21 protein-coding genes and 1 tRNA gene are annotated in these 24,185 nt (G+C 66.7%); 11 read left to right on the plus strand and 11 right to left on the minus strand.

What is annotated here, in order from left to right:
* Positions 1-10 precede the first annotated feature (10 nt).
* The 4 genes from sucC to recA all read right to left on the minus strand — a co-directional run bounded on the left by sucC (position 11) and on the right by recA (position 3,943).
* Positions 11-1,177 (minus strand): ADP-forming succinate--CoA ligase subunit beta, encoded by a 1,167-nt coding sequence (gene sucC / locus BCEP18194_RS20065; protein WP_011353083.1) that lies wholly within the window; start codon positions 1,175-1,177, stop codon positions 11-13.
* A 68-nt stretch (positions 1,178-1,245) separates the two neighbouring features.
* Positions 1,246-1,854 (minus strand): DUF2889 domain-containing protein, encoded by a 609-nt coding sequence (locus BCEP18194_RS20070; protein WP_041492941.1) that lies wholly within the window; start codon positions 1,852-1,854, stop codon positions 1,246-1,248.
* 146 nt (positions 1,855-2,000) lie between these two features.
* A complete protein-coding gene (recX, locus tag BCEP18194_RS20075; RefSeq protein WP_011353085.1) occupies positions 2,001-2,870 on the minus strand; it encodes a recombination regulator RecX in 870 nt (289 codons plus the stop codon).
* A complete protein-coding gene (recA, locus tag BCEP18194_RS20080) occupies positions 2,870-3,943 on the minus strand; it encodes a recombinase RecA (protein WP_041492942.1) in 1,074 nt (357 codons plus the stop codon). Before recA ends, recX begins: the two co-directional genes overlap by 1 nt.
* Before the next feature lie 189 nt (positions 3,944-4,132).
* Here recA and BCEP18194_RS20085 point away from each other — a divergent pair, with 189 nt between their 5' ends.
* The 5 genes from BCEP18194_RS20085 to BCEP18194_RS20105 all read left to right on the plus strand — a co-directional run bounded on the left by BCEP18194_RS20085 (position 4,133) and on the right by BCEP18194_RS20105 (position 11,302).
* On the plus strand, positions 4,133-4,861 hold the full coding sequence (locus tag BCEP18194_RS20085; protein WP_041492943.1) for a response regulator transcription factor: 729 nt from the start codon (positions 4,133-4,135) through the stop codon (positions 4,859-4,861).
* A 17-nt stretch (positions 4,862-4,878) separates the two neighbouring features.
* Positions 4,879-6,426, plus strand: a complete 1,548-nt coding sequence (locus tag BCEP18194_RS20090; protein ID WP_011353088.1) for a sensor histidine kinase — start codon at positions 4,879-4,881, stop codon at positions 6,424-6,426.
* A 236-nt stretch (positions 6,427-6,662) separates the two neighbouring features.
* Positions 6,663-8,321 carry an MFS transporter gene (locus BCEP18194_RS20095; protein WP_011353089.1) on the plus strand — a complete coding sequence of 553 codons (1,659 nt, stop codon included), beginning with the start codon at positions 6,663-6,665 and terminating at the stop codon, positions 8,319-8,321.
* Between the two features lie 138 nt (positions 8,322-8,459).
* Positions 8,460-8,536, plus strand: a tRNA-Met gene (locus BCEP18194_RS20100).
* A 486-nt stretch (positions 8,537-9,022) separates the two neighbouring features.
* A complete protein-coding gene (locus BCEP18194_RS20105) occupies positions 9,023-11,302 on the plus strand; it encodes a WD40 repeat domain-containing protein (RefSeq protein WP_011353090.1) in 2,280 nt (759 codons plus the stop codon).
* Positions 11,303-11,386: 84 nt separating this feature from the next.
* On the opposite strand, the gene BCEP18194_RS20110 is transcribed toward BCEP18194_RS20105, so the two are convergent.
* Together BCEP18194_RS20110 and BCEP18194_RS20115 are read right to left on the minus strand one after the other, a co-directional pair.
* On the minus strand, positions 11,387-12,361 hold the full coding sequence (locus BCEP18194_RS20110) for a LysR family transcriptional regulator (protein ID WP_011353091.1): 975 nt from the start codon (positions 12,359-12,361) through the stop codon (positions 11,387-11,389).
* 186 nt (positions 12,362-12,547) lie between these two features.
* Entirely contained in the window at positions 12,548-13,519 is a 972-nt protein-coding gene (locus BCEP18194_RS20115) for a GlxA family transcriptional regulator (RefSeq protein ID WP_041492945.1), read from the minus strand.
* A gap of 117 nt (positions 13,520-13,636) precedes the next feature.
* Here BCEP18194_RS20115 and BCEP18194_RS20120 point away from each other — a divergent pair, with 117 nt between their 5' ends.
* Together BCEP18194_RS20120 and BCEP18194_RS20125 are read left to right on the plus strand one after the other, a co-directional pair.
* Positions 13,637-14,320, plus strand: coding sequence for a DJ-1/PfpI family protein (locus BCEP18194_RS20120; RefSeq protein WP_011353093.1), 684 nt, complete (start codon positions 13,637-13,639; stop codon positions 14,318-14,320).
* 75 nt (positions 14,321-14,395) lie between these two features.
* A complete protein-coding gene (locus BCEP18194_RS20125) occupies positions 14,396-14,707 on the plus strand; it encodes a cupin domain-containing protein (RefSeq protein WP_011353094.1) in 312 nt (103 codons plus the stop codon).
* A 58-nt stretch (positions 14,708-14,765) separates the two neighbouring features.
* On the opposite strand, the gene BCEP18194_RS20130 is transcribed toward BCEP18194_RS20125, so the two are convergent.
* Together BCEP18194_RS20130 and BCEP18194_RS20135 are read right to left on the minus strand one after the other, a co-directional pair.
* Positions 14,766-15,050: a PAAR domain-containing protein gene (locus tag BCEP18194_RS20130; protein WP_011353095.1), complete on the minus strand. Its 285-nt coding sequence runs from the start codon at positions 15,048-15,050 to the stop codon at positions 14,766-14,768.
* Positions 15,051-15,205: 155 nt separating this feature from the next.
* Positions 15,206-15,598: an MAPEG family protein gene (locus BCEP18194_RS20135; RefSeq protein ID WP_011353096.1), complete on the minus strand. Its 393-nt coding sequence runs from the start codon at positions 15,596-15,598 to the stop codon at positions 15,206-15,208.
* A gap of 420 nt (positions 15,599-16,018) precedes the next feature.
* On the opposite strand from BCEP18194_RS20135, the gene BCEP18194_RS20140 reads away from it, so the two are divergent.
* Positions 16,019-19,126 (plus strand): transglycosylase domain-containing protein, encoded by a 3,108-nt coding sequence (locus tag BCEP18194_RS20140; RefSeq protein WP_011353097.1) that lies wholly within the window; start codon positions 16,019-16,021, stop codon positions 19,124-19,126.
* A gap of 34 nt (positions 19,127-19,160) precedes the next feature.
* Here the strand turns inward: BCEP18194_RS20140 and BCEP18194_RS20145 are convergent, their stop codons facing one another.
* Positions 19,161-19,508 carry a GFA family protein gene (locus BCEP18194_RS20145; protein WP_011353098.1) on the minus strand — a complete coding sequence of 116 codons (348 nt, stop codon included), beginning with the start codon at positions 19,506-19,508 and terminating at the stop codon, positions 19,161-19,163.
* 155 nt (positions 19,509-19,663) lie between these two features.
* On the opposite strand from BCEP18194_RS20145, the gene BCEP18194_RS20150 reads away from it, so the two are divergent.
* Entirely contained in the window at positions 19,664-19,909 is a 246-nt protein-coding gene (locus BCEP18194_RS20150; protein ID WP_011353099.1) for a DUF1272 domain-containing protein, read from the plus strand.
* Positions 19,910-19,936: 27 nt separating this feature from the next.
* Here BCEP18194_RS20150 and BCEP18194_RS20155 read toward each other — a convergent pair whose 3' ends face one another.
* The gene (locus tag BCEP18194_RS20155) at positions 19,937-20,569 is read right to left on the minus strand and encodes a FadR/GntR family transcriptional regulator (protein ID WP_244132507.1); all 633 of its coding nucleotides are present in this window, start codon (positions 20,567-20,569) and stop codon (positions 19,937-19,939) included.
* Positions 20,570-20,783: 214 nt separating this feature from the next.
* Between BCEP18194_RS20155 and dgoD the strand changes: the two genes are divergently transcribed.
* Positions 20,784-21,932, plus strand: a complete 1,149-nt coding sequence (gene dgoD / locus BCEP18194_RS20160; RefSeq protein WP_011353101.1) for a galactonate dehydratase — start codon at positions 20,784-20,786, stop codon at positions 21,930-21,932.
* Positions 21,933-22,096: 164 nt separating this feature from the next.
* On the opposite strand, the gene BCEP18194_RS20165 is transcribed toward dgoD, so the two are convergent.
* Positions 22,097-23,029 (minus strand): CopD family protein, encoded by a 933-nt coding sequence (locus BCEP18194_RS20165; protein ID WP_011353102.1) that lies wholly within the window; start codon positions 23,027-23,029, stop codon positions 22,097-22,099.
* Between the two features lie 379 nt (positions 23,030-23,408).
* On the opposite strand from BCEP18194_RS20165, the gene BCEP18194_RS20170 reads away from it, so the two are divergent.
* The gene (locus tag BCEP18194_RS20170; protein WP_041492946.1) at positions 23,409-24,173 is read left to right on the plus strand and encodes a c-type cytochrome; all 765 of its coding nucleotides are present in this window, start codon (positions 23,409-23,411) and stop codon (positions 24,171-24,173) included.
* The last annotated feature ends 12 nt before the right edge of the window (positions 24,174-24,185 follow it).

A 24,185-nucleotide genomic window follows, 5' to 3' on the forward strand; every position in this document is an offset into this window, starting at 1 on the left:
AATAGCGCGCTTACTTGCCTGCGGCAGCCGCGACGACCTTCTGGGCAGCTTCTTCCATGCTGTCCGCCGAGATGATCGGCAGGCCCGAATCGGCCAGCATCTTTTTGCCGAGGTCCTCGTTCGTGCCCTTCATGCGCACGACGAGCGGCACGTTCAGGTTCACGGCCTTCGAACCGGCGATCACGCCTTCCGCGATCACGTCGCAGCGCATGATGCCGCCGAAGATGTTCACGAGGATCGCCTTCAGATCCGGGTTCTTCAGCATCAGCTTGAACGCTTCCGTGACCTTCTCGGTCGTCGCGCCACCGCCGACGTCCAGGAAGTTCGCCGGCTCGCCGCCGAACAGCTTGATGGTGTCCATCGTCGCCATCGCCAGGCCTGCGCCGTTCACGAGACAGCCGATGTTGCCGTCGAGCGAGATGTACGCGAGGTCGAACTTCGACGCTTCGATTTCAGCCGGATCTTCTTCGTCCAGATCGCGGTACGCGACGATTTCCGGATGGCGGAACAGCGCGTTCGAGTCGAAGTTGAACTTCGCGTCGAGTGCGATGACCTTGCCGTCGCTGGAGACGTTCAGCGGGTTGATTTCAGCCAGCGATGCGTCGGTTTCCCAGAATGCCTTGTACAGGCCTTGCAGGATTGCGCGTGCTTGCGGAATCGAAGCGGCCGGCACGCCGATCTTCGCGGCGAGGTCGTCGGCTTGCGCGTCCAGCAGGCCCGTCGACGGCTCGACGATGACCTTGTGGATCAGTTCCGGGTGCTTTTCGGCAACTTCTTCGATGTCCATGCCGCCTTCGCTCGAACCCATCAGAACGATCTTTTGCGTCACGCGATCGACGACGAGGCTGACATACAGTTCCTGCTTGATGTCGGCGCCTTCTTCGACCATCAGACGGTTGACCTTCTGGCCTTCCGGACCGGTCTGGTGCGTGACGAGCTGCATGCCGAGGATCTGGTTCGCGTATTCGCGAACCTGCTCGATCGACTTCGCCACCTTCACGCCGCCGCCCTTGCCACGGCCACCTGCGTGAATCTGAGCCTTCACGACCCATACCGGGCCGCCGAGCTCTTCTGCCACCTTGACGGCCTCGTCAACCGAGAACGCCGGCTTGCCGCGCGGTACCGCGACTCCGAATTTCCGCAGGATTTCCTTACCCTGGTACTCGTGAATCTTCATGCGTGATTCCCTTCAGTCTGAGAGTTGAATGAAAAGTCGCTTTAGACGCTTCTTCGAATGATTTCCGTTCATTCCTTCGTGCTGCCTTCACCGGGCACGTCCGGCCGGCTCGCGCCATACCAGCGCGGGTAGTACTGCCGCACGACCTCGCCGTCGAACCGCAACGCCCGGCAGCGGCCGAGCTGGAAAGGCGCTTCGTCGTGCACGCCGCCATGATCCGGCCCTTCGCCCCCCTCCTCGCGCACGTTCCACACATCACCGGCGAACGCCTGGATCGCTGCCGTCGGCAGCACGGCGCACAGTTCGGTGAGATGGGAGCAGCCTGCGACGCCGGCGAGCAGCCGGTTCGCGTTGCGGCGGAAATTGCGGAAGAGATTGAGCCCGATAAGGGCCCGATAGGCGGGAGAGGCGGATTGACAGTGACCGGGATAGGGAACCCATTCCGAAGACGCTTCGGCGTCGACGACATTGAGGTCACGATCGATAGTCACGCGCAGCCAGAGTTCGTGGATCGGCAGGCCCTGGGGCCGGATGCCCGACGCAAGCGCGACATCGCGCGGCTTGTGGTCGGTCAGGCAGGCTTCGATGTCCCACAAGCCGTCGCCGCGCTCGTACGCTTCCGCTCGGATTGCGCGTTGATGTCGCAACTGACGGGGCACGGGCTCGGATAGCGGCATGCTGGAGGTTGAGGCCGAAGAGGAAAACCCATGGATTTTAGCATATTGGGTATTTGAGACAGTTTGACGCGACGGCGGGTATTCCCGCCTGTCCGGAAGTGGTTGCATTGCAGCAAAATCGCGCGCCACGCGCGCGATCGGTGCGGTCAGTCGTCGATCAGGAAATCGTCGCCGACCTTCAGCAACTTCACGATGGTCGCACTCGAGAAGCCGCGTGCGGCGAGAAAGCGTGCCTGCTTCGCACGCTCGGCCGGCGTTTGCGGCAGTGCACCGAATTTCTTGCGCCAGACCGCTTGCGCACGCGCCCATTCGGTCTCGCGGAGCTGGGTATTCACTTCCTCGACGAGCGTGTCGCCCACCGCATGACGCTTCAGCTCGCTGACGATGCGCGCGACGCCCACACGCGACGCGCGACGATGCACGAGACTCTCCGCAAAGCGCGCATCGGATAGCCAGCCTTCCTGTTCCAGCGCATCGAGCACGGGGTCGACGGATTCGTCTTCGCCGACGTAAGGCGCGAGCTTGCGCGCGAGTTCGGTGCGGCTGTATTCGCGCCTGGACAGATAGCCGAGCGCGCGGCCTTTCAACGATCGCTGAGGCTTCGACGACTTGCGCTCGGTACCGCCCGGAGCGTCACCTGACGAAGCACTGGAAGAAGCACCCGACGCGCGACGTGTGCGGCGTGGATGCTGGCTGCTGCGCGTATAGACATCTTCCCTCGCCGGCGCCGATGCATCGGCTGCGCGATCGCCCGGGAAGCTGACACCGGAAACACGACGGCGGGAGCGGTCGTGCGCGTCGAACGATTCATCGTCGTCGAACGGATTGTCCGGTGCGGCAATCTCAAACGAAACGAGGGCATCGTCGGATGCCCTCGTCGCGGTGCGGTTCGCGGCATTGCTGCCCGCGCCCCGCCGATCGGCGCTCGAGGATCCGGTTCGCCGGCCGGAGCGGCCCGCCGTTTCGGGCGTGTCGCTCTCCTCCGGCTCGCCAGCCTGACCTCGGCGCCCGACCATCACTCTTCTTCGTCCATCGCCTCGGCTTCGTCCTGGCCTGCACCATCAGGCATGGCGACCACGCCAAGCGATTCGCGAATGCGGTTCTCGATCTCGCGTGCGATTTCCGGATTCTCGCGCAAGAATTCACGCGCGTTGTCCTTGCCCTGGCCGATCTTCTCGCCGTTGTAGCTGTACCAAGCGCCCGCCTTGTCGACGATCTTCGCCTGCACGCCGAGATCGATGATCTCGCCCTGACGCGAAATGCCTTCGCCATACAGGATGTCGAAGATCGCTTCGCGGAACGGCGGCGACACCTTGTTCTTGACGACCTTCACGCGGGTTTCGTTGCCGATCACCTCGTCGTTCTTCTTGATCGAGCCGATCCGGCGAATGTCGAGACGCACCGACGAGTAGAACTTCAGCGCGTTACCGCCCGTCGTGGTTTCCGGGTTGCCGAACATCACGCCGATCTTCATCCGGATCTGGTTGATGAAGATCACCAGGCAGTTCGTGCGCTTGATCGTGCCGGTCAGCTTGCGCAGCGCCTGCGACATCAGGCGGGCCTGCAGGCCCGGCAACGAATCGCCCATCTCGCCTTCGATTTCGGCCTTCGGCACGAGCGCCGCGACCGAGTCGATGACGATCATGTCGATCGAGCCCGAGCGCACCAGCGCGTCGGTGATTTCAAGCGCCTGCTCGCCGGTGTCCGGCTGCGAGATCAGCAGCTCCGGCACGTTCACGCCGAGCTTCGCTGCATATTGAACGTCGAGCGCGTGCTCGGCGTCGATGAACGCTGCGGTGCCGCCGATCTTCTGCAGTTCGGCAATGACCTGCAGCGTGAGCGTGGTTTTACCGGACGATTCCGGACCGTAGATTTCGACCACCCGGCCGCGCGGCAGGCCGCCGACGCCGAGCGCGATATCGAGACCGAGCGAGCCCGTGGACACGACCTGGATGTTCTCGGTCGCCTCGCCGTCGCCCATGCGCATGATCGAGCCCTTGCCGAACTGCTTTTCGATCTGGGCAAGCGCGGCGGCCAGCGCCTTGCTCTTCTCGGCGGTCATCCCGGAGCCCTTCTTGCTATCTTCCATGAATCGTCCTTTGCTATGATGAGCAGCGTCTGTTAGAGGCGCGCCCGCTTTCAAGCGCCGCCCACGAATGCAGACACTGTATAAAAAAACAGTGTTTTGTGCAAGCCCGCAATGCAGGCTACGTTGTACACGAATAACTTCGGAGACAGCCGGCCGGCGCAAACGCCCTGCCGGCCATCGGTCAGCACCATGCGAATTCTCATCGCGGAAGACGACAGCATACTCGCGGACGGCCTCACCCGGTCACTCCGCCAATCGGGCTATGCAGTCGACCACGTGAAGACCGGTGTCGACGCCGATACCGCGTTGTCGATGCAGACATTCGACCTGCTGATCCTCGATCTCGGGCTCCCGAAAATGCCAGGGCTCGACGTGCTCAAGCGCCTGCGCGCCCGCAATTCCAACCTCCCCGTGCTGATCCTGACGGCCGCCGACAGCGTCGACGAGCGCGTGAAGGGGCTCGACCTCGGCGCCGACGACTACATGGCCAAGCCGTTCGCGCTCAACGAGCTCGAAGCGCGCGTGCGCGCGCTGACCCGGCGCGGCGCGGGCGGCGGCCCGACCGTCGTGCGCCACGGCTCGCTCGCGTTCGACCAGGTCGGCCGGATCGCGTATGCGAACGATCACGTGCTCGACCTCTCCGCGCGCGAGCTCGGCCTGCTCGAGGTGCTACTGCAGCGGATCGGCCGGCTCGTGTCGAAGGAGCAGCTCGTCGACCATCTCTGCGAATGGGGCGAGGAAGTCAGCAACAACGCGATCGAAGTCTACGTGCACCGGCTGCGCAAGAAGATCGAACCCAGCGGTGTACGGATCTCGACCGTGCGCGGCCTCGGCTATTGCCTCGAGAAGGTCGCGCCCGCCGCGCCGGCCGACACGGCCGCGCCCCAGCCCGCGGTGGCCGGCACGCCGCTGCGCTGAACCCGGGCGTCGCCGCGATGGCCACGCCGGCCCATCCCCGCCACCCGACCGGCGCGCCGTCGTCGGCCGCCGACGAGGCGCGCGACGCGCGCTACGAGAACCCGTTCGCGCCGCCCGACGAAACCGATGCGCCCGAGGCACCGCGCCCGCGCTCGCTGTTCGGCGAGATCCTCGACTGGATGCTCGCCCCGCTGCTGCTGCTGTGGCCGATGAGCATCGCCGTCACCTATCTGGTCGCAAAGACGATCGCGAACGGCCCGTTCGATCGCGCGCTCGAAACCAACGCCTATGTGCTCGCCCGCCAGATTCACCCGGTGAACGGTGTCGCCGAGCTGACGCTGCCGGAGCAGACCCGTGACTTCCTGCGCGCGGACAACGTCGACAGTGTTTACTTCCAGGTACTCGGCACGCGCGGCGAGCTGGTCGCGGGCGAAGCCGACATGCCGCTGCCGCGCGACGAGGACCGCCCGCCGCCAGGCGTCGTGATGTTTCGCGACGACCTGCTGCGCGGCAACGACGTGCGCGTCGCGTATACGACGGTCGCGCTGCCGCAATCGGGCAGCCCGCAGCCCGTGCTCGTGCAGGTCGGCGAAACGCTGGACAAGCGCAACGCGCTCGCGAACGACATCATCAAGGGCGTGATCCTGCCGCAGTTCGTGATCCTGCCGCTCGCGATCCTGCTGGTCTGGTTCGGGCTGTCGCGCGGGCTCGCGCCGCTCAACGCGCTGCAGGCGCACATCCGCGCGCGGCGGCCCGACGACCTGTCGCCGGTCGAGGCGCAGCGCGCGCCGCCCGAGATCGAGCCGCTCGTCACGTCGTTCAACGACCTGCTCGCCCGTCTCGAACAGAACATGGCGCTGCAGAAGCGCTTCATCGCCGACGCCGCCCATCAGATGAAGACGCCGCTCGCGGGCCTGCGCACGCAGGCCGAGTTCGCGCTGCGCCACCCCGTCCCGCCCGACGTGCAGCGCTCGCTCGAGCAGATCGCGACGAGCTCCGAGCAGGCCGCGCGGCTTGTCACGCAACTGCTCGCACTCGCGCGCGCCGAGAACCGTGCGAGCGGGCTGACGTTCGAGCCGGTCGAGATCGCCGCGCTCGCGCGACGCGCGGTGCGCGACTGGGTGCAGGCCGCGCTCGCGAAACGGATGGATCTCGGCTACGAAGGCCCGCCGGACGATACGCCGCTCGACGTCGACGGCAATCCGGTGATGCTGCGCGAGATGCTCGGCAACCTGATCGACAACGCGATCCGCTATACGCCGGACGGCGGCCGCATCACGGTGCGCGTGCGCGCCGAGCCCGCGGCACGGCGCGTGCATCTCGAGGTCGAGGACACGGGGCCGGGCATCCCGGCCGCCGAACGCGAGCGCGTCGTCGAGCGCTTCTACCGGATCCTCGGCCGCGAAGGCGACGGCAGCGGCCTCGGGCTCGCGATCGTGCGCGAGATCGCCACGCAGCACGGCGGCACGCTGATGCTCGACGATCACGTCTACCAGCACGCACCGCGCCTCGCCGGCACGCTCGTGCGTGTCAGCCTGCCGCTGACCGAAGCGGCCCCGGATTAACCCTGACGCGCACCACCGCGGCACGACGAGATTGCGCCGAAATCGGCAATTTGCCGGACGTTAAAAGCACTTCGCAGCACGATAGGCACACAAAACAACCGATTCAGCGCGGGTTAACCTGCAGTCGTTTTGCACGCGCGAGTCAGTCGGCCGTAAGTTTCCGTACCAATAATCCTCGACAGGCCCGCTCACCCAAGGCGGCCGCACATCTATATCAAGGGACTTGGAGACGACTCATGGCAACGTTAGGCGGGCAAATTTCGCACGCGCCGATGACGGGCGAAGAGAAGAAGGTGATCTTCGCGTCGTCGCTCGGCACCGTGTTCGAGTGGTACGACTTTTACCTGGCCGGCTCGCTCGCGGCCTACATCAGCAAGAGTTTCTTCTCCGGTGTCAATCCAACTGCCGCCTTCATCTTCACGCTGCTCGGCTTCGCGGCCGGCTTCGCGGTGCGGCCGTTCGGCGCGATCGTGTTCGGCCGGCTCGGCGACCTCGTCGGACGCAAGCACACGTTCCTCGTAACGATCGTGATCATGGGCCTCTCGACGTTCGTGGTCGGCTTCCTGCCCGGCTACGCATCGATCGGCATCGCCGCGCCCGTGATCTTCATCGCGATGCGGCTGTTGCAGGGCCTCGCGCTCGGCGGCGAGTACGGCGGCGCGGCGACCTACGTCGCCGAGCATGCGCCGGCCAACCGTCGCGGCTTCTACACCGCGTGGATCCAGACGACCGCCACGCTCGGCCTGTTCCTGTCGCTGCTCGTGATCCTCGGCATCCGCACGCTCATCGGCGAGGAAGCGTTCGGCAACTGGGGCTGGCGCGTGCCGTTCGTCGCGTCGATCCTGCTGCTCGCGGTGTCGGTATGGATCCGGATGCAACTGAACGAATCGCCGGTGTTCCTGCGCATCAAGGCGGAAGGCAAGACGTCGAAGGCGCCGCTGACCGAAGCGTTCGGCCAGTGGAAGAACCTGAAGATCGTGATCCTCGCGCTCGTCGGCCTAACCGCCGGCCAGGCTGTCGTGTGGTACACGGGCCAGTTCTACGCGCTGTTCTTCCTCACGCAGACGCTGAAGGTGGACGGGGCAAGCGCGAACATCCTGATCGCGATCGCGCTCCTGATCGGCACGCCGTTCTTCCTGTTCTTCGGGTCGCTGTCGGACAAGATCGGCCGCAAGCCGATCATCCTCGCGGGCTGCCTGATCGCGGCGCTGACCTACTTCCCGCTGTTCAAGGCGCTCACGCACTACGCGAACCCGCAGCTCGAACTCGCGACGCAGAAGGCGCCGATCACGGTCATCGCCGATCCGGCCGCCTGCTCGTTCCAGTTCAACCCGGTGGGCACGTCGAAGTTCACGAACTCGTGCGACGTCGCGAAGAGCGCGCTCGCGAAGGCCGGCCTGAACTACGAGAACGTCGCGGCACCGGCTGGCGCGACAGCCCAGATCAAGGTCGGCGACACGGTGGTCCCCGCCTATGAAGGCAAGGCGGCCGACGCGAAGGCGCAGGGTGCGGCGTTCGACAAGACGCTCGCGTCGACGCTGAAGGCGGCCGGCTACCCGGCGAAGGCGGACCCGGCGCAGCTCAACTGGCCGATGACGATCGTGATCCTGACGATCCTCGTGATCTACGTGACGATGGTCTACGGCCCGATCGCGGCGATGCTGGTCGAGATGTTCCCGACGCGGATCCGCTACACGTCGATGTCGCTGCCCTATCACATCGGCAACGGCTGGTTCGGCGGCTTCCTGCCGGCCACCGCGTTCGCGATCGTCGCGGCGAAGGGCGACATCTACTCGGGCCTCTGGTATCCGATCGTGATCGCGCTGGCCACGTTCGTGATCGGGCTGCTGTTCGTCAAGGAGACGAAGGACTCGAACATCTACGCTCAGGATTGAGGGGGATGTGCGGACGGTTGCCGGCGGTGCACGGTGATCGTCCGCAACAAGGTCGGCACGGGCCGCCGGCGCCTTTTTCACGGATGATGAAAAAAGGTGTTGACAGCAAAGCCGGCATTCTCCATAATTCATTTCTTCGGCGAATTAGCTCAGTCGGTTAGAGCGACGGAATCATAATCCGCAGGTCCGGGGTTCGAATCCCTGATTCGCCACCAAATGCGAGAGCCGCTGTTTCGAAAGGAACGGCGGCTTTTTCATTTGCTCCGCCAAAAAAACACACGCCGTCACATCGCGTTGACCGTGTGAGCCTCCCTCGGTCGAACGCGACGATCACTCGGCCATCGCCAATCGCAAACTTCCGGTCGAAATCGATCCGCGACTTGAATGCGCCGACGCGAGGGGCCGCGCTGAATGGCCGCGGCTCTTTCACTGGCACTCATCATGCGTCCCGGCGCCGGTGTCTGCGCACGACCGACGCAAACAGGAACGGTTGAACTCAGCAGCAATCCCGTGACACGCGCGTTCCGTGCCGAGCGCCAGTACCGGCTCGTGCTTTCGCGGCAGCGATGATCGAGCCATTGCTTTCGAGACCAGGGGTGATACGCAACCGATGCCGAGCCCCCCCTCCGCCAAAAGACGATCCACTCGCCGACGCCCGTATGCGGTGATACCGAACGGCGCAAAAATCGATACCCCGCGCAATGGCACCCGATACACCGCGGCACGAGCGCTACGCCGCACTTAGAATCGGACAGTCCAAAATTCTGCTGCATCCGGGCATGACGTCAATGAAAAAACGCCTCGCATGCTTCCTGTCGGTTCTGATCGGCATCGCGATCCCGCTCGCCTGCCACGCCGATCCTCTGCCAGACACCACCGTCGACGGCCTGCATTGGAGATTCGAACAACTGCACGACACCAGGCACGACGACGATTACGAAGTAGCCGCCCGTCGAGGCGAACAGGTCCTGGTCTGGGACAACGGCAAGAACCGGCAAGCCTATGCAGAAGCCGTGTTCGTGCTGGTCTCCGCGCCCTACGATCAGGTGCAGCCGCTGGTACAGCGCGAGCTGGAACGGACGAGCCCGGTAACAGCCAATGCCAATAGCTGGCAGCTGCAGAATTTGCCGGATCCCTGGAGCTACGTGCTGTTGTCGCGCCGGCCGGAGCTGCGCGCGGCCATCGCCGACCACGCGACCCTGCCGAAACTGCAGCAGGCGCTGCAACAAGGCGCGATCACCCGACAGGAACTGGACTGGCGCATGGATCAGGCACGGACACGCGTCGACCGGCTGTTCCGGGGCGCCGGCCTGCCGGCGCTGCAGACCACCTATGCATTCTGGGAGGCCCGCCAGGACCACAGCGACGGCATCACCGGTCAGTACCGGAGTGCGCTGTTCGTCAGGGTGCAGGACGTAAGCGCCATATTCGGGCATCCGGCGACGGTCGTTCAGTTCGGCCGCATCGACTCCCGACCCAACCCCGACTACAGCCTGTGGAAAGCCCTGACGCTTCAGGACCTGGACGTGTTCAGCGGCAACCGGACCCAATCCAGCAGGACAGGTATCTCCGTCGTCCCGGGCGAGGTGTTCACGGCACTGACCGGCGCGTTGTCCGCACTGCCGGCCAAGCTGGAAATCGCCACGTCGCCCGCCGCATGGCAGTTGCCCTCGACACCGTCGATGCCGCCCCCCGCAATCAAGCTGGTTGTGCCGGACCCGAGCGCCCCGGTAATCAAGCCCGCGATCATCCGCTGGGACAAGTTCGTGACCGACCCGTCGCAACGCACGTTGCTGTACCCGCACGACCTCCTCGGCCTGCCGGATGGCAGCCTGCTGTTCAGCGCCCAGGTGGCCGACAACCGCGGCTGGAACGAGTACGTGTGGCGGCTGCACGCAGCCAACGGCGCGTTGCAGGCGGACGAAGTCTGGCACGGCAAGGAGGGCCCGCGACGGATGATGATCAACGGCGACGGCAGCGCCGTCTGGTTCGATGGCCAGCCGGACGCCAAGAGCAAGCCATGCCTGTACCGATATGACCTCGCGAGCCGCAAGGTCGATGGCCATGAAGTCGTCTGGCCGAGCGAGACCGGCTGGCGAGACTTCCAGATGAGCGATATGGCCTGGATCCTCGACGACGATCTGCCGGCCAATTTCTGGCATGACATCCGGCGTGACGAGAAGAACGAGAACCCGTTCGGCTCCGAGTTCCTGACCGTGCAACGCCCGACGTCACCGCCGTCGGGCACCGACGATCCATGGCCGTTCGTCACCACGCTGTCATCGGTACGCCAGTCGCTGATGGACGAGATCAGCAACGGCACCAATACCCTGATCTGGCCAGTACGCTGGCGGCCTTCCGGGACCTACTGGACGGAGGATTCGCAAGGGCTCGCCGAGCTGGATGCCCGCACCGGCCGCGCGCTGCGTACGATCGCCCTGCCCCAGCGCTTCGGCACGCCGAATTCCGTCAGCGCTGCCGGTATTGCGCAATGGGTGCCCAAGCCGCTCGGTTCGCCGCAAGGTCAATGGATCGCGACAGGCTTCGTGCTCCTGCTCGACGACGACGGCAGCATGCCTCCTCCCGTGAAGTATCCCGGCCCGAAACGGGAGCGCTTTGTCGGCATGCACGTGGTGGATCTCAAGAGCGGGCACGTGCTGTCGGCACTGCTGGGCACTGCCGACAACTTCAAGGCCGCCGCCCGTTCGGCGAACGGACGCCTCCTTGCGATGGGCACGACCTACACCTCGGGCGGCTGGAAACATCGCGTGGCACTCTGGGACGTCGCACAGGGCCGCACACCCGTGCAGCTCGACACATCGTCGATACCCAAAGACAGCGAGATCCAGGCGCTGGCCTTTTCGTGGAGCGGGTCGGCGCTGTGGGCACTCGGCACGCGCGAATTGATACTGTGGCAATTGCCCGCAGCACTGCGCGATCGCGCGACGCGCGGCGCGACGCCGGATCAATCCCGCAATTGAAGCCGCGGCATCGACGCTCGACTTTCCGGGGCGCCAAAACTGCGGTGGCCGGCGACACGGCCACCCCGGCCGCGCCCCGGTGCCTTACGCCGCCACCGCCCCCCTCTGCACCTTCTCCGCCCGCGCCCCCACCCGCCCGCGCCAGTTCTCCCCGCCTTCCAGCGACGGCGTCGACTCGAACACCTCCGCGATCCAGTCGGCGAACACGCGCACCTTCTGCGACAGATGCCGGTTGTGCGGATACACGATCGAAATCGGCTTCGGCTTCGGATTGCAGTCCGGCAGCACCTCGACCAGCGAGCCGTCGAGCAGGTTCTCCAGGACCATGAACAGCGTCGGCTGGATCATCCCGAACCCTTCCAGCCCGCACGTCACATAGGCATCCGAATCGTTGACCGTGACGCCCCCGTTCATCCGCACCTCGAAGGGCTTGCCGTCGATCATGAACACCCACGGAATCGCGCGCGCGCCGTGGCTCGACCGATAATTCACCGCATGATGCTCGGCGAGATCGGCGATCTCGTGCGGCTCGCCGTGACGCGCGAGGTAATCGGGCGACGCGCAGGTCACGCGCTTCAGCATCCCGATCCGCCGCGCGACCATCGACGAATCCTCGAGCGGCCCGACCCGGATCATGCAGTCGATGCCCTCCTCGACCGGATCCACATAACGATCGGAGAGCCCCAGTTCAAGCGTGATGTCCGGGTAGCGCTGCCGGAAAATCGACAGCGACGGCAGCACGATGCGCCGCCCGAGCGAACTCGGCATGTGGACGCGCAACACGCCGCTCGGCTTGCGGTTGCCGGTCTGGAAACTCGCGTCGGCCTCCGCGATCTCCGAGATGATCTTCATGCAATGCTCGTAGTACGCCGCACCTTCCTGCGTCAGCGACAGCCTGCGCGTCGTGCGGTGCATCAGGCGCACGCCGAGCAGCGCCTCGAGGTTCTGGATGATGGTCGTCACCGACGCGCGCGGCATCGCGAGTGTGTCGGCCGCGCGCGTGAAGCTGTTCGCGTCGACCACGCGGGTAAAAACTTCCATTGCCTGGATTCGGTCCATGCTGCCCCCCCCTTCGAATCGCCAACGGAACAGAATAGAGCGCGCGACGGGCGCGACACAAGCCCCCACCCATTGTTCTCCGATCCTGAATAATTTCGGCGCTTCGGACTGGAAAGCGATCGATTTCCGTTCAGTCCCGTGCGGCGATCGTTCCGGCCCCACTCGGTCGCTGCCGCACGCGGTGCGTTACCGCACGAATCGCTCGCGATACCCCTGCGGCGACACGCCCAGCACGCGCACGAAGCAGCGCCGTAGCGTTTCCTCCGACCCGAAGCCGCAACGCGCAGCGATCCGCTTGACCGGCCATGCCGTTTCGCCGAGCAGGCGCTGCGCGGCCTCGACGCGGATCTGTTCGACCGCGCGCGCCGGCGTGCGGCCGGTTCCGGCGCGGTAGTGACGCACGAAGCTGCGCTCGCTCATGCGCACGCGTTCGGCCAGCGCGGGCACCGACAGGTCGGCCGTCAGGTGCTCGGCCATCCACGCATGCAGTTCACCGAACCGGTCGTCGGTGCGCTGCATCGACAGCATCGTGCTGAACTGGGCCTGCCCGCCCGGACGCTTCAGGAACACGACGAGTTCGCGCGCGACGTCGAGGGCGGTCGCCCGCCCGAGATCCTCCTCGACCAGCGCGAGCGCGAGATCGATGCCGGCCGTCACGCCGGCCGAGGTCCACAACGCGCCTTCGCGGATGAAGATCGGATCGGATTCGACGCGCACGTTCGGATAGCGCGCCGCGAATTCGTCGCAGCGCGCCCAGTGCGTGACCGCACGCCGCCCGTCGAGCAGGCCGGCCTCGGCGAGCAGGAACGCGCCGGTGCACACCGATGCCACGCGCCGCGTGCGCGCCGCCTGCTGCCGCACCCAGCGCACGAGCCGCTCATCCTTCGAAGCCACATGTACGCCCTTGCCGCCGGCGACGATCAGCGTATCGGGATGGCGCGCAGCCGAGCGCAGCGATTCGGCCATCACGACGAGGCCCGACGACGTCTCGACGGGCCCGGCCTCGGCCGCGATGACGCGCGGCGCATACGGCGCCGGCTGGCCGCGCTCCAGCGCCAGCTCGTTGACGGACGCAAACACCTGCAGCGGCCCCGACACGTCGAGCAGCTGGGCACGAGGAAATGCGAGGACCAGGATCGAACGCGGGGCGGCAGTCATGGCGATTGGCTGAAAACGTGGGTGATATGGCAATTTCGCCAAACCCTACGCGCCTAGAATCGATCTGTCCATCCCGTGCCGGCAACGGCGCGTTCCCCTTCCAAGCGGAGTCTTCGCATGTCCCTGCATATCGGCTTTCTCGTGTTTCCGGGCGTCCAGCAACTCGATCTCACCGGCCCGCACGACGTGCTCGCGTCGCTGCCCGACGCAAGCGTTCATCTGGTCTGGAAGTCGCGCGACGCCGTCGCGTCGAGCAGCGAGCTGGCGCTCGCGCCGACCTGCACGTTCGACGACTGTCCGCCGCTCGACGTGATCTGCATTCCGGGCGGGATCGGGATCAACGCGCTGCTGCTCGATGCCGAAACGATCGCGTTCGTGCAGCAGCGCGCGGCCACTGCGCGCTACGTGACGTCGGTGTGCACGGGTGCGCTGCTGCTGGGTGTCGCCGGCCTGCTGCGCGGGCGGCGTGCGACGACGCACTGGGCCTTCCACTCGCTGCTCGAACCGCTCGGCGCGGTGCCGGTGTGCGAGCGCGTGGTGCGCGACGGCAACCTGATCACGGGCGGCGGCGTCACGGCCGGCATCGACTTCGCACTGACGATCGCCGCGGAGCTGGCCGGCGAAGAAGAAGCGCAGGCGATCCAGCTGCAGCTCGAATACGCGCCCGCGCCGCCGTTCGACGCCGGTTCGCCCGACACCGCGCCGGCGGCGGTCGTGAAGCGCGTCACCGAACGGTCGGCGGCCGGCTTCGCGAAGCGCAAGGCGACGATCGAACAGGCGTTGCGTGCGATGTCGCGCTGAATGCGGACGCCGGGAAATTGACTTGAATACTCGAAGACTGGAAGGCGACGCGCATTCGCGCCGGAGAACCCATCGATGAACATCATCCGCAGCGCAGCGTTCACCGCGGACCGCGCGTGGGACGCGCTCGACATCGCAAACCTGAACGGCATCACGGTCCGCCTGCACTGGACCGACCAGCCGTATCGGTGGCATGTGAACGACGGCGAGGAAGTGTTCGCGGTGCTCGACGGTCGCGTCGAGATGCGTTATCGCGAAGCAGGCGCCGAGCACGCGACGGTGCTCGAAACGGGTGACGTGTTCCATGCATCGGCCGGCACCGAGCATGTCGCGCATCCGCTCGGCGAAGCACGCATCCTCGTGATCGAAACCGAAGGCAGCGTCTGACGGCCGGCGGCCGGGTGTCGATGCCGCGCGGATGGCAACCGCCGCCGCGCGGCGGGCTTTATCCGGTGATCGTCCCGGTCGCCTGCGACGCGATCAGCTTCGGCTGCGGCGTGCACAGGCACTGGCACAGGTCGTGTTCGAGCGCGACGATCTTGCCCATCACGGTCATCGTCCGCTCGCCGCCGTCGGACACGATCACGCCCGGCGACTTGCAGGCGGCGCAGAACACCGGCGCGCCGAGATAGGCGAGTTCGCGTCCGTCGAACGACGAATTGGCGATCCCTTCGAGCACGACGCCGCCGTGGTCGGTCGTGTCGCCCTTCAGAATGAATTTGCGGCTCATGTTGTCGGTTCTTCCCTCGGAAATGCCGTGCAACGCGGCAGCGCGCAGGCAGTCGGAATCTGCCCGTCGATCGCGGGCGTCCCGCGAGCATATCACCGCTCGCCGCAGCCGCTCCCCGGTTCAGGACTTGTACCGTATGCCGCGCATGCCGCCGTTCAGACGAACAGCGCGATACACAGCGCGGCGCCGCACAGATACGTGCCGAGCGCGCCGACGAAACGCACGGGATTCGGGTTGGCCATCGTCGGCCACGCGAGCAATCCAACGACGAGCAGGCAGCGGCACACGGTTGCCGCGACGATCAGCGCCAGGATCGCGCGCGATGGATCGTGGGCGCCGAAGTAGAGAAACAGCACCGCGAGAAACGGCGCGTATTCGGCCGTGTTGCCGTGCGCACGAACGATCTTGTGCAACCCGTTCGCCGGATCGGGCGCGCACCCGGAACCGGTGGTGCAGCGGAACCGCGTGACCGACACGACGAGCCCGAGCCCGAACAGCAGCAACCCGAGGATGGCCGTGCATGCGAGCGCAACGGGATGGATCGGCATGGGACTCCCGGCAAAAGCGGAAAGGCGCCGCATATCCGACGATCGTACCCGCAGCCGACACGCGCGGCTATCACGGAAACCCGCAGCATCGCCGTGCGCCGGACACAATTTTACGGTCGGGTTCCGATCCTAATTGTCGCTGCGCCGCACCGCACGAAACCGGTGCATTGCCGGCGTGCCCGGCCGTCCGGGCCTGCCGGCCGACACCCCCGCCACACGGATGCCCCGGCACGAAACGCGCAAACGTTACGCTGCGACGGCATGCACCGCCGCAACGCAACGCAGGTTACAGCGCGTCGCAGGCACGCGCGTTGCGTCGACGCATCTCGGTAGTGAACGCCCTTGGCAGCCCGCTGCGGAGGACTACACTAATCCTTAATGGGGTGCGGCCGGAGCCCGCACCTTCAGGGAGACGCCGCCATGAATCGGCCGCTGAATCGTATCCTGCCGCGCGTGACCGGTCCCGCATCGGTCTGGACGTGGGTCAAGTGGTCTTTGCTGGCCGCGCTGCTGATCGCCGTGGCGATCGTTGCGCGACTCGTGCAGAGCGAGATCGAAACGTCCCGGCTGCAGGCGCATTACCTGTCCGAGCTCACCCGCGACGTCGGCTATACGGTCGAGACGGGCCCGAGCGATCACATCCGCTTCCCCGCGAACGGCCCGTACGACCAGCGCCTCGGCTACTCGATGATCCCGGGGTTCCAGGAGCGGCTGCTCGCGCGCGGCTTCGTCGTCAGCAAGCAGGCGCGCGATTCGCAGCGGATGCTGTCGCTCGGCGAGCGCGGGCTGTTCCTCCCGTTCGAAGAGAAGGACCAGGCGGGCCTGATGCTGTTCGACTCGACCGGCGCGCCGCTGTTCGCGACCGTGTTCCCGCAGCGCGTCTACCCCGACTTCGACATGGTGCCGCGCGTGGTCGCCGATTCGCTGCTGTTCATCGAGGATCGCTACCTGCTCGACGCGAACGAGCCGAACCGCAACCCGGCGATCGACTGGGGGCGCTTCAGCCGCGCGGTCGCCGATCAGGCACTGCACGTCGTCAACCGCCATCAGGCACGCCCGGGCGGCAGCACGCTCGCGACCCAGATCGAGAAATTCCGCCATTCGCCCGAGGGCCGCACCGCGACGCCGCCCGAGAAGCTGCGGCAGATCGCGTCCGCGTCGGTGCGCGCGTACCTGAACGGCCCGCAGACGATGCTCGCGCGCCGCACCATCGTCGTGCGCTACCTGAACTCGGTACCGCTCGCCGCACGGCCGCATATCGGCGAGATAACCGGCATCGGCGACGGTCTCGCCGCATGGTACGGCCGCGACTTCAACGACGTGAACCGCATCCTGTCCGCGCCGACGACCGGCGACAACGTCGACGAACAGGGCAAGACGTTCCGCGAGGTGCTGTCGCTGATCATCGCGCAGCGCGCACCGTCGTACTTCCTCAACCGCGGCTATCCGGCGCTGCAGAAGCTGACCGACAGCTACCTGCGGCTGTTGTCGAACGGCGGCGTGATCTCGCCCGCGCTGCGCGACGCCGCGCTGGCCGCGGAGATCGAACGCAGCGCGCCGCCGGCCGCCGCGCACGTGCAGTCGTTCGTGTCGCGCAAGGCCGTGACGTCCGCGCGCGCGTCGCTGCTGTCGGCGCTCGGCATCAGCGACCTGTACCAGCTCGACCAGTTCGACCTGCAGGCGACCAGCACGCTCGACAACGGCGTGCAGCAGGCGGTCGCCGAACGTCTCGCCCAGGCCTCGACGCGCGACGGGGCGCAGAAAGCCGGCCTGTACGGCTTCGAGATGCTCGCGCCGAAGGACGACCCGTCGCACCTCACGTACAGCTTCACGCTGTACGAACACCGCAACGGCGCGAACCTGCTGCGCGTGCAGACCGACAGCGTGAACGAGCCGTTCGACGTCAATCGCGGCGGCCGCATCAACCTCGGCTCGACCGCGAAACTGCGTACGCTGATCACCTACCTGCAGATCGTGTCCGACCTGCATGCGCGCTACGCGAACCTGTCGAACGCGGAGCTGGCGCGCGTGAAGCCCGACCCGATCGACGGGCTGTCGCACTGGGCGCTCGACTACCTGTCGCATACGCGCGACCGCTCGCTGCAGGCGATGCTCGACGCGGCCGTCGAACGCAAGTATTCGGCGAGCCCCGACGTGTTCTACACGGGCGGCGGCGCGCAGGTGTTCTCGAACTTCGAGAAGTCGGACAACGGCCGCATCCTGACGCTGCACACGGCGTTCGAGCATTCGGTCAACCTCGTGTTCGTGCGGCTGATGCGCGACATCGTCCACTACGAGACGCTGCAGGCGGCCGGCCCGTCGTCATCGTGGCTCGGAGACCCCGAGCAGCGCCAGCATTACCTGCAGCAGTTCGTCGACGGCGAAAGCCAGGTCTACGTGAAGCGCTACTACACGCGCTATGCGGGCAAGGCGCCCGACGACGCGCTCGCGTTGATGCTGAAGGACGTGCGCAAATCGCCGCCGAAGATCGCGACGGTGCTGCGCAGCGTCGCACCGAACGAATCGCTCGCATGGTTCGACGCGCAGATGCGCGTGCAGCTGAAGGGCACGCCGGCCGCGACGCTGTCCGACGACGATCTCGCCAAGCTCTACGCGAAGTACGCGATCGACCGCTTCAACCTCAACGATCGCGGCTATATCGCGAGCGTCCATCCGCTCGCGCTGTGGACGCTCAACTACCTGCGCGCGCACCCGGCGGCGTCGCTCGCCGACGTCCAGCGCGACAGCCACGATGCACGTTTCTACACGTACTCGTGGCTGTACAAGACGCGCTACCACGCGACCCAGGACCGCCGCATCCGCCGCATGGTCGAGCTGCGTGCGTATGCTGAAATCACGAAGTCGTGGCGTGCGCTCGGCTACCCGTTCGCGGAAGTCACGCCGTCGTACGCGGCCGCGATCGGCGCATCGGGCGACCAGCCCGACGCACTCGCGAAACTGATCGGCCTGATCGCGAACGGCGGCCAGAAGGCGCCGACCGAGACGATCACGCGACTCGACTTCGCGAAGGGCACACCGTACGAAACGCGCTTCGTGCGCGCGGTCGCCCAGCCGCAGCCGATGCTGTCGCCGGAGATCGTCAACGTGGCGCACACGCTGCTGCGCGACGTCGTGCTCAACGGCACCGCGCGCCGTCTCGCGGGCGGCTTCACGCTGCCCGACGGCAAGACGCTCGACGTGTACGGCAAGACGGGGACGGGCGACCAGCGCTTCAACGTCTATGCGCGCGGCGCGCGGCTGATCGAGTCGCGCAAGGTGAACCGCAGCGGCACCTTCGTGTTCGTGCTCGGCGACCGGTTCTTCGGGGTCCTGACCGCAACGGCGCACGAGCCGTATGCGGCGCGCTACGACTTCACGAGCGCGATGGCCGTGCAGTTGCTGAAGTCGATGGCGCCGGCGCTCGCGCCGCTGATCGAACGCCCGGCCAGCACCGGCACGCGCACCGCGGGCCCCGCCCCGCAGGCGGAAACACCCGCGCCGGGGGCCGCTACCGCGCAACCGTCCTGACGGCCGCGCGTCCGTTCATGCGCCGACGCGCCGCTCAGTGCGAGCGGCCGTCGTAGTGCGTGACCGGCAGCGCGTCGATATCGACATCCTCGAGACAGCGCACGTTGATCGCGGCCATCGCGGTGCCGTTCGGGTGAACGCCCTCGCCGAACGTGTGAATCCCGCAGCGCTTGCAGAAGCGGTGCTTGATCACGTGCTTGTTGAACATGTAGGTGGCGAGATGGTCGTCCGGCGTGAGGAGTGTCATGTGGTCGCGCGGCACGAACCACATCAGCGCGCCCTTGCGCTGGCAGATCGAGCAATTGCACGCCATCACGCCCTGCAGGTCGCCTTCCGCCTCGAACTTCACGTCGCCGCAGTGACAGCTTCCGCGACAAAGCATGGTCGTCTCCCGGTGCGGCCCGTGCGCATCGACGGCACCCCGGCGGAACACCGTTGGCCAGGCCGATCCAAGCGGGTACAGTAGCCCGCACATGCGCCACACGCAATGTCCGTGCGGTGCCCGTCCCGACCCTGCCCAAACCAAGGAACACCGTCATGCTCGAACTGCGCCCCGGCTGCGAATGTTGCGACAAGGACCTGCCGCCCGATTCGGCCGATGCACGCATCTGTACGTTCGAATGCACGTTCTGCGCGACCTGCGCCGACGACGTGCTGAAGGGCCGCTGCCCGAACTGCGGCGGCGACCTGGTCGTGCGCCCGCAGCGGCCGGCGAGCCTGCTCGCGAAATACCCTGCGTCGACCGAACGCATCGTCAAGCCGGGCGGCTGCGCGAACGCCTGACGGCGCCGCACTGCCCCCCTCTCCCCGTCACGACATCTCGATCCGGGCGCGCGTCACCGCGAGCAGCGCCGCCATCGCGCGACGCGCACCGTCCTCGTCGCGTACGCGGATCGCGTCGCTGACTGCCGTGTGCTCGGCAAGCGACGCGTTGTACACGTCCGCGCGGCGCGCATTCAGATGCAACTGCGCCTCGAGCGTGCGATCGATCAACGTGCCGAGCGGCACCAGCAGTTCGTTGCCGCCGGCTTCGAGCACGCTCAGGTGAAAGCGCAGGTCGGCGCGCACCCATTCGTCGACGTTGCGCGCGGCGGCCATCGCACGCGCCGCGCCGTCGATCGCGTCGAACGTTTCCGGCGTATGCATGCGCGCGGCGAGCGCGGCCGCGTAAGGCTCGACCATCTCGCGCATCTCCTGCAGCTTCAGCGCGAACGCAAGCGGCGGCGCGACACGCGCGTACCAGTCGAGCAAGTCGGCATCGAGCAGGTTCCACACGCCGCGCGGCCGCACGCGCGTGCCGATCTTCGGCCGCGACTCGACGAGCCCCTTCGACGTGAGCGTACGCAGCGCCTCGCGCATCACCGTGCGGCTCACGCCGTACATCTCCATCAGGTCGGGTTCCCTCGGCAACAGCGACTCGGGCGGGTAGTCGCCGCGCAGGATCGCCGTGGCGAGCCGGAAGGCCGTCTGTCCATGCAGGTCGCGTCGAATGATCGTTCTCCGTTATGCCGGTGCCCGGGCGTGCCAACTGCCCACTATCTGCACAATAGTGCTATTAATACTATTTTTTATCAGGCTGCGCTAGGATAACCGCGAAAGCCCGCGACCGTGCGCCGCGCCGGACTGCCTGCGCCGGTCAACCCTGGAGACTCGCATCGTGAAAATCACCCGCCTCGAAACCTTCGTCGTCCCGCCGCGCTGGCTGTTCCTCAAGATCGAAACCGACGAGGGCATCGTCGGCTGGGGCGAGCCGATCGTCGAAGGCCGCGCGCACACGGTCGAGGCGGCCGTGCAGGAGCTGGCCGACTACCTCGTCGGCCGCGATCCGCTGCTGATCGAGGATCACTGGCAGGTGATGTACCGCGCGGGCTTCTACCGCGGCGGCCCGATCATGATGAGCGCGATCGCGGGCGTCGACCAGGCGCTGTGGGACATCAAAGGCAAGCATCACGGCGTGCCCGTGCACGCGCTGCTTGGCGGCCAGGTGCGCGATCGCATCAAGGTGTATTCGTGGATCGGCGGCGACCGGCCGAGCGACGTCGCGAACAATGCGCGCGCGGTGGTCGAGCGCGGCTTCAAGGCCGTGAAGATGAACGGCTCCGAGGAGCTGCAGATCGTCGACACCTACGACAAGGTCGAGCAGGTGATCGCGAACGTCGCGGCGGTGCGCGACGCGGTCGGCCCGCACGTGGGGATCGGCGTCGACTTCCACGGCCGCGTGCACAAGCCGATGGCGAAGGTGCTCGCGAAGGAGCTCGACCCGTACAAGCTGATGTTCATCGAAGAGCCGGTGCTGTCGGAGAACGCCGAGGCGCTGCGCGACATCGTCAACCAGACCAACACGCCGATCGCGCTCGGCGAGCGGCTCTACTCGCGCTGGGATTTCAAGCACATCCTCGCGGGCGGCTACGTCGACATCATCCAGCCCGACGCGTCGCACGCGGGCGGCATCACCGAGTGCCGCAAGATCGCGACGCTCGCGGAGAGCTACGACGTCGCGCTCGCGCTGCACTGCCCGCTCGGCCCGATCGCGCTCGCCGCGTGCCTGCAGCTCGACGCGGTGAGCTACAACGCGTTCATCCAGGAGCAGAGCCTCGGCATCCACTACAACCAGGGCAACGACCTGCTCGACTACCTGCGCAACCCCGAGGTGTTCCGCTACGAGGACGGCTTCGTCGCGATTCCGCAGGGCCCGGGGCTCGGCATCGACGTGAACGAGGAGAAGGTGCGCGAAATGGCGAAGACGGGGCACCGCTGGCGCAACCCGGTGTGGCGCCACGAGGACGGCAGCGTCGCCGAGTGGTGAGCGCGATGCGCCGCGCGCGGCTGCGGACCGTGCGATATGCCGCGGTAAGTATCGATTCGAAAACGGCTGCCCGACGGGCAGCCGTTTTTGCTAGCGCGGTGTGACGTCCGGCATGTGCCGGGTGCGCGACGGCGACCTTGCGTCGCGTCGCGCGAGCGCTGCCGTCAGCCGAGGGCCGCGAACCCCGGCACGCTGAACGACAGCACGGCGGCCGCGACGAACACGCCGATCATCGTCAGCGCTTCGAGATGCAGGATGTTGCGGAACGTGTGCGCATCCTCGGTCGACGCGGTGCGGCGCAGGCGCGGCAGCGCCGCGAAGCGGTTCAGGCCGCCGAGCACGAGCGCGAGCGCGACGAGCAGCAGCTTCAGCAGCAACACGCGCCCCCACGTGCTGCCGTCGAGCGGCGCGAGCGAACCGCCGAGCCCGCGGATCGCGTTGAGCGCGCCGGTGCCGAGCACGAAGACGACCGCGACGATCGACGTACGCGACAGGTGCTGGCCGATGCGGATCAGCGCACCGCGCGCGACCGACGAACCGAGCGCCGGCAGCACCGCGAGCCCGCCCGCGAGCACGAGGCCACCCCACACGGCTGTCGCGAGCAGGTGCAGCGTCTGCACGCCGACCGCCGCGGACAGCGCACCCGTATCAGCCGCATGGCCGAGCGATGCCTTGCCGGCTGCGACCACGATCACCGCGAGCCACAGCACCGCGTGCGCGACCGGGCCCTCCGGCTTCGCCAGCGCGACGATCGCGAGCACCACGGCGCCGGCGAACGCGACGCTCCATGCAAAGCCCGTGTGCGTCTGCGACAGCATGACGGGAATCGCGGCGAACGCGCCGCCGAGCCCCGCCCCGCTCATCGTCGCGGCCTCGTAGACGAGCCAGCCAAGATCCGCGAGCACCAGCGCCAGCGCCGCCGCGACCAGCGAATGTTGCGCGCGCAGCCACGCGGGATGCGACGGCGCGACGACCGGACGGGCACCGTCCTTGCCGAGCCATGCCTTGAGCAGCGCCGAGCCGACCGCCATCGCGAACGCCGCGTCCATCAGCGCCGCGAGCGCGACCTGACCGATCCACAAGCTGTCGAACTTCATCGCGCACACCCTCCCGAAAGCGGCAGGCCGACGAGGCGGCGGCAACGGGACAGACAGCGTGAGGAGGGCAACGGCACGGTAGAAAACGTCATCGATGAATCCGGAAACGGGAGAAATGACTGGACCTGCGGCGGAGGCGGCGCCGCGCGACCCGCGAGTGTACGGTCTTCGATGGGGAAAACGCACGCCGGTTCACACCGACACGCCGCAATGCGCGTCAAATTGTCGCAAGTCGCAAACAGACAGGAACCGACGTCCTTTTGCCAAATAGCCGTCATTACCCATCGATGATAGAATGCCGCGTCGCAGCAGCCCGGCTGCCTTGCCGTCATGCGCCGAGCCGATCGTAGCCCGGACAACAGGTCCCCGTCGAATAAACATGGAGTCTCGTGTGTCTTCAAGACGCCTCTTCCGTCCGCTGCTCGCCGTTCTGATGTTCGGCAGCGCGGGCCTTATGAGCGCTGCCCAAGCGCAGACCAAGCCCACGGAGCAAGCGCACGCCCAGCAGGCGCCGCTCAAGGCACCCGATACCATGGCCGAGCGCGTGCGCGGCTGTACGGCCTGCCATGGCGTCCATGGCCAGGGCACGGACAACGACTACTTCCCGCGTCTTGCCGGCAAGCCGGCCGAGTACCTGTACAACCAGCTCGTCAACTTCCGTGACGGCCGGCGCAAGTACCCGCCGATGAACTACCTGCTGACGTACCTGAACGACGATTACCTGCGCGAGATGGCCGAGCATTTCTCGGCCGAACGCCCGCCGTACCCGGCGCCGGCGAAGCCGACGCTGCCGGCCGCGACGCTCGCGCGCGGCAAGCAGCTCGTCACGCAAGGCGACCCGTCCCGCAAGCTGCCGGCCTGCGTGGCCTGCCACGGCGCGACGCTGACCGGCATGCAGCCGGCGATCCCGGGCCTGGTCGGCCTGCACGCCGACTACCTGAGCGCGCAGATCGGTGCATGGCGCTCGGGCAACCGCCACGCGAAGGCGCCCGATTGCATGCATGACGTCGCTTCGAAGCTTTCCGACGAAGATGTGACGGCCGTGACCGCATGGCTTGCCGCGCAACCGGCGCCCGCCAACCCCGTGCCGGCTCCGGCGCGTTCGATGAAGACTCCGCTCGCCTGCGGCAGCGAACCGCAATAAGGCAAGGGAGAC

It is taken from the genome of Burkholderia lata, assembly GCF_000012945.1.
Lineage (GTDB): Bacteria > Pseudomonadota > Gammaproteobacteria > Burkholderiales > Burkholderiaceae > Burkholderia > Burkholderia lata.

Coding starts and splice junctions, on each gene's coding strand:
- sucC (WP_011353083.1), bottom strand. CDS start 1,177: ATGAAGATTCACGAGTACCAGGGTAAGGAAATCCTGCGGAAATTCGGA.
- BCEP18194_RS20070 (WP_041492941.1), bottom strand. CDS start 1,854: ATGCCGCTATCCGAGCCCGTGCCCCGTCAGTTGCGACATCAACGCGCA.
- recX (WP_011353085.1), bottom strand. CDS start 2,870: ATGGTCGGGCGCCGAGGTCAGGCTGGCGAGCCGGAGGAGAGCGACACG.
- recA (WP_041492942.1), bottom strand. CDS start 3,943: ATGGAAGATAGCAAGAAGGGCTCCGGGATGACCGCCGAGAAGAGCAAG.
- BCEP18194_RS20085 (WP_041492943.1), top strand. CDS start 4,133: ATGCGAATTCTCATCGCGGAAGACGACAGCATACTCGCGGACGGCCTC.
- BCEP18194_RS20090 (WP_011353088.1), top strand. CDS start 4,879: ATGGCCACGCCGGCCCATCCCCGCCACCCGACCGGCGCGCCGTCGTCG.
- BCEP18194_RS20095 (WP_011353089.1), top strand. CDS start 6,663: ATGGCAACGTTAGGCGGGCAAATTTCGCACGCGCCGATGACGGGCGAA.
- BCEP18194_RS20105 (WP_011353090.1), top strand. CDS start 9,023: ATGGCACCCGATACACCGCGGCACGAGCGCTACGCCGCACTTAGAATC.
- BCEP18194_RS20110 (WP_011353091.1), bottom strand. CDS start 12,361: ATGGACCGAATCCAGGCAATGGAAGTTTTTACCCGCGTGGTCGACGCG.
- BCEP18194_RS20115 (WP_041492945.1), bottom strand. CDS start 13,519: ATGACTGCCGCCCCGCGTTCGATCCTGGTCCTCGCATTTCCTCGTGCC.
- BCEP18194_RS20120 (WP_011353093.1), top strand. CDS start 13,637: ATGTCCCTGCATATCGGCTTTCTCGTGTTTCCGGGCGTCCAGCAACTC.
- BCEP18194_RS20125 (WP_011353094.1), top strand. CDS start 14,396: ATGAACATCATCCGCAGCGCAGCGTTCACCGCGGACCGCGCGTGGGAC.
- BCEP18194_RS20130 (WP_011353095.1), bottom strand. CDS start 15,050: ATGAGCCGCAAATTCATTCTGAAGGGCGACACGACCGACCACGGCGGC.
- BCEP18194_RS20135 (WP_011353096.1), bottom strand. CDS start 15,598: ATGCCGATCCATCCCGTTGCGCTCGCATGCACGGCCATCCTCGGGTTG.
- BCEP18194_RS20140 (WP_011353097.1), top strand. CDS start 16,019: ATGAATCGGCCGCTGAATCGTATCCTGCCGCGCGTGACCGGTCCCGCA.
- BCEP18194_RS20145 (WP_011353098.1), bottom strand. CDS start 19,508: ATGCTTTGTCGCGGAAGCTGTCACTGCGGCGACGTGAAGTTCGAGGCG.
- BCEP18194_RS20150 (WP_011353099.1), top strand. CDS start 19,664: ATGCTCGAACTGCGCCCCGGCTGCGAATGTTGCGACAAGGACCTGCCG.
- BCEP18194_RS20165 (WP_011353102.1), bottom strand. CDS start 23,029: ATGAAGTTCGACAGCTTGTGGATCGGTCAGGTCGCGCTCGCGGCGCTG.
- BCEP18194_RS20170 (WP_041492946.1), top strand. CDS start 23,409: ATGGAGTCTCGTGTGTCTTCAAGACGCCTCTTCCGTCCGCTGCTCGCC.